We start from the raw sequence: 264 nt of genomic DNA on the forward strand, positions 1-264 counted from the left end.
GCGTCAGTAAAGTTCAGCACTTTGCCGAGCATTATCCAGATAATCGAATCGAATGGCACTTCATTGGCCCGATTCAATCGAATAAATCGCGACTTGTTGCTGAACATTTCGATTGGGTTCACACCATTGATCGCGCTAAGATCGCACAGCGACTCAATGAGCAACGTCCGCAAGAACTCAAACCATTGCAAGTGCTGATTCAAGTCAACACCAGTGGTGAAGATTCCAAATCTGGCGTTAGTGACGCAGAAATATTCGAACTGG

At 45.8% G+C, this 264-nt stretch carries 1 protein-coding gene; it reads left to right on the top strand.

Going from position 1 to position 264, the window contains the following annotated elements; all coding sequences use genetic code 11:
* On the top strand, window positions 1–264 hold a 264-nt coding region (locus IEX97_RS13095), incomplete at both ends, for an alanine racemase (RefSeq protein ID WP_188883536.1).

It is taken from the genome of Paenalicyclobacillus cellulosilyticus (assembly GCF_014647315.1).
Lineage (GTDB): Bacteria > Bacillota > Bacilli > Alicyclobacillales > Alicyclobacillaceae > Alicyclobacillus_J > Alicyclobacillus_J cellulosilyticus.